Source organism: Paucibacter sp. XJ19-41, assembly GCF_028462495.1.
Taxonomy (GTDB): Bacteria; Pseudomonadota; Gammaproteobacteria; order Burkholderiales; family Burkholderiaceae_C; genus Roseateles_E.
This window is the reverse complement of sequence record NZ_JAQOWX010000228.1, coordinates 1-3,010: the sequence shown is the minus strand read 5'-3', so window position 1 is coordinate 3,010 and position 3,010 is coordinate 1. Positions and strand designations below refer to the sequence as shown.

Sequence of the window (3,010 nt, the reverse complement as noted above, 5' to 3'; positions counted from 1 at the left end):
CCGGCGTCCCTGGTCCAGCGGCAGCGCCTTGGCGCCGAACAGCGCGGCCAGCTCGCCGGCCGCGTTGCGCCGCATCAGGTCCATCTGGAAGAAGCGCTCCTGGGCATGGCTGTAGCCCAGGGCCCGCGCCGCGTCGGCGCGGTTGGCCGCACTGATGCTGAGGTAGCCGCGCTCGTCGCGTGTCAGCGCCACCGCCGCGCTGACCGCGCTGCGGGCCTCGCCCTCGTAGCTTGGCAGGCTGGCTCGCAAGGCCAGCCAGGCGGCCAGCGCGATCAGCAGCAGCAGGGTCAGCAGGCCCAGCAGCAGACGGCGCAGCCAGCGCATCAGAAGGTGCCGGGGTAGGCGCCACCATCGAGCAGGATGTTCTGCCCGGTCAGATAGCCAGCCTGGGCGCTGCACAGCATCGCGCAGATCGCGCCGAACTCGGCGGCCGAACCGAAGCGCTGGGCTGGGATGGTGACGCGGCGCTTGGCCGCCATCTCCTCGGCCGAGACACCGCTCTTGGCCGCGCCGGCGACCATGGTCTTCTGCAGGCGCTCGGTATCGAAGGCGCCGGGCAGCAGATTGTTGATCGTCACATTGCGGCCGGCGATGCGGGCCTGGCGGGCGATGCCGGCGACAAAGCCGGTCAGGCCCGAGCGCGCGCCATTGCTCAAACCCAGCACATCGATCGGCGCCTTGACCGCGCCCGAGGTGATGTTGACGATGCGGCCGAAGCCGCGCTCGCCCATGCCGTCCACCGTGGCCTTGATCAGCTCGATCGGGGTCAGCATGTTCGCGTCCAGCGCGGCAATCCACTGCTCACGGCCCCAGTCGCGGAAATCGCCGGGCGGTGGGCCGCCGGCGTTGTTGACCAGGATGTCGACCTGCGGGCAGGCCGCCAGCGCGGCCGCACGGCCTTCGGCGGTGGCGATGTCGCCGGCCACCGTGCGCACTTCGACGGCGGGGTTCAGTGCCCGCAGCGCCGCGGCCGTGGCCTCCAGCGTCTCGGCGCCACGCGCCGTGATCACCACATTGACGCCCTCGCCCACCAGGGCCTCGGCGCAGCCGCGCCCCAATCCCTTGCTGGCCGCGCACACCAGGGCCCAGCGGCCGTTCAGTCCGAAATCCATTGCTCTATCTCCACTTGGTCAACAGCCACACCCCGCCCATCACCAGCACCGTGCCGGCGGCCACCCAGGGGGTGAAGGGTTCGCCCAGTATCCACACGCCCATCAGGATGGTGGACATCGGCCCGATCATCCCTGTTTGCGCGGCCATCGTCGCACCGATGCGCTCGATCGCCATCATCACCATCAGCACCGGCGCGAAAGTGCAGGCGGTGGCGTTCAGCAGCGACAGCCACAGCACCTCGGGAGCCAGGCTCGCCAGCGAGCCCAGCGGGCGCAAGAGCAGGAACTGCGCAATGCACAGCTGGCAGGCCACCGTGGTCGCCAGCCCGGTCAGGCGCAGCGCGCCCAGGCGCTTGACCTCCGCGCCGCTGTAGACGAGGTAGAGCGCATAGCTCAGCGCGCTGCCGAACACCAGGGCCGCGCCCAGCAGCACATCGCTGCCCTGCAACTGCAGCTCCTGGCCGAACACCAGCAGCACGCCGGCATAGCTGACCGCCAGCGCGATCAGNTGCCGAACACCAGGGCCGCGCCCAGCAGCACATCGCTGCCCTGCAACTGCAGCTCCTGGCCGAACACCAGCAGCACGCCGGCATAGCTGACCGCCAGCGCGATCAGCTGGCGGCCGGTGACCCGGCGCCGGAACAGCAGCCAGCCCAGGAACAGCACGATGGTCGGGTTCAGATAGAGGATCAGGCGCTCGAAGCTGGCGCTGATATAGGCCAGGCCGGCGAAGTCCAGAAAGCTCGCCAGGTAGTAGCCCGAGAAGCCCAGGCCCAGGATCACCAGCCAGTCGCGCCGGGTCAGCGGGGGTTTGCCGCGACCGGCCCACCAGCTCAGGACCAGGAACAGCGGCAGCGCGAACACCATGCGCAGCATGATCAGGGTCACCGCATCGACGCCGTGGCGATAGGCCAGCTTGACGATGATGGCCTTGCCGGAGAACGCGATCGCGCCCAGCGAGGCCAGCAAGAGGCCCGGCCACAAGGGGGAAACGGCAGCGGGCGCGGTAGGGCTGGACATGGGCCGCCGATTCTAGGGTGCGTGCGCCCCCGACCCGGCCGCAGCCTGCGCTGCCGGGCGGCTGGCGCGCAGCATGAGCGGCCCGCCCTGCCTGCCACCGGGGTGACAGCCCGCCCGCTCTGCACAAGAAAGCCTCGCTGCGCGTGAACTTGTGCCGGGCCGATTCGCCGGGATCGGTAACAATTGGTATTAGTTTGGTTACATATAAAAATACCAATAAGCCGAATTGGCGTTAATTACCCGAGGGGGAGAGGACACAAGATGCAGACGCTTCACGAATCTGGCCGGCAAGGCGGCTTCACCTTGGTCGAGCTGATGATTGCCGTTGTCGTGGCCGGCATCCTGGCCGCCGTCGCCGTGCCCGCCTACACCAGCTTCATCACCAAGAGCCGGGCCAAGGATGCCAGCGCCGATCTCGCCGCACTGGCGCTGAATATGGAGAACCGCTTCCAGCTGCAGCTGCGCTATCCGGACCATGCCGACAAGACCGCCGCCACCCCTACCCTCTTCAAGGGCTGGGCGCCGACCCAGGCCGGCCATTTCAGCTACAGCCTGGCCAGCGATGCCAGCAGCTACACCCTGACCGCCACCGGCAAGGGCAGCCTCAGCGGCTGCGTGCTGACCCTGGGCCATGACAACCGACGCAGCGCCAGCAGCGCCTGCGGCTTCAGCGCATGGTGAGCTCGCACGGCCAGCACGGCATCGGCCTGATCGAGCTGATGGTGGTGGTCGCCCTGATGCTGCTGCTGGCCCTGGGCGGCAGCGCGCTGACCGCCAGCTGGGTCGACCAGGCCGCGATGCGCCAGAGCCAGGCGCAGCTGCGCCAGGCCATGGCCGAGCTGAAGGCCCAGGCCTTGCGCAATCCCGAGGCCCGGCCG

4 protein-coding genes and 1 pseudogene are annotated in these 3,010 nt (G+C 69.2%); 2 read left to right on the top strand and 3 right to left on the bottom strand.

Annotation, left to right across the window (positions count from 1 at the left end; genetic code table 11):
- The 3 genes and pseudogenes from PO768_RS28335 to PO768_RS28325 all read right to left on the bottom strand — a co-directional run.
- Positions 1–324: penicillin acylase family protein (locus tag PO768_RS28335; protein ID WP_272648724.1), on the bottom strand; the 324-nt coding region annotated here is incomplete at its 3' end.
- Positions 324–1,112, bottom strand: coding sequence for an SDR family NAD(P)-dependent oxidoreductase (locus PO768_RS28330; protein WP_269840222.1), 789 nt, complete (start codon positions 1,110–1,112; stop codon positions 324–326). The genes PO768_RS28330 and PO768_RS28335, both read right to left, overlap by 1 nt.
- A gap of 4 nt (positions 1,113–1,116) precedes the next feature.
- Positions 1,117–2,132: pseudogene (locus PO768_RS28325) on the bottom strand (DMT family transporter).
- 261 nt (positions 2,133–2,393) lie between these two features.
- Between PO768_RS28325 and PO768_RS28320 the strand changes: the two are divergent.
- On the top strand, positions 2,394–2,813 hold the full coding sequence (locus tag PO768_RS28320) for a type IV pilin protein (protein WP_272648723.1): 420 nt from the start codon (positions 2,394–2,396) through the stop codon (positions 2,811–2,813).
- On the top strand, positions 2,807–3,010 hold a 204-nt coding region (locus PO768_RS28315), incomplete at its 3' end, for a prepilin-type N-terminal cleavage/methylation domain-containing protein (RefSeq protein WP_272648722.1). The genes PO768_RS28320 and PO768_RS28315, both read left to right, overlap by 7 nt.

Bases quoted from the DNA above. Each gene is read 5' to 3' on its own strand.
- PO768_RS28330 (WP_269840222.1), bottom strand. From the start codon at position 1,112: ATGGATTTCGGACTGAACGGCCGCTGGGCCCTGGTGTGCGCGGCCAGC.
- PO768_RS28320 (WP_272648723.1), top strand. From the start codon at position 2,394: ATGCAGACGCTTCACGAATCTGGCCGGCAAGGCGGCTTCACCTTGGTC.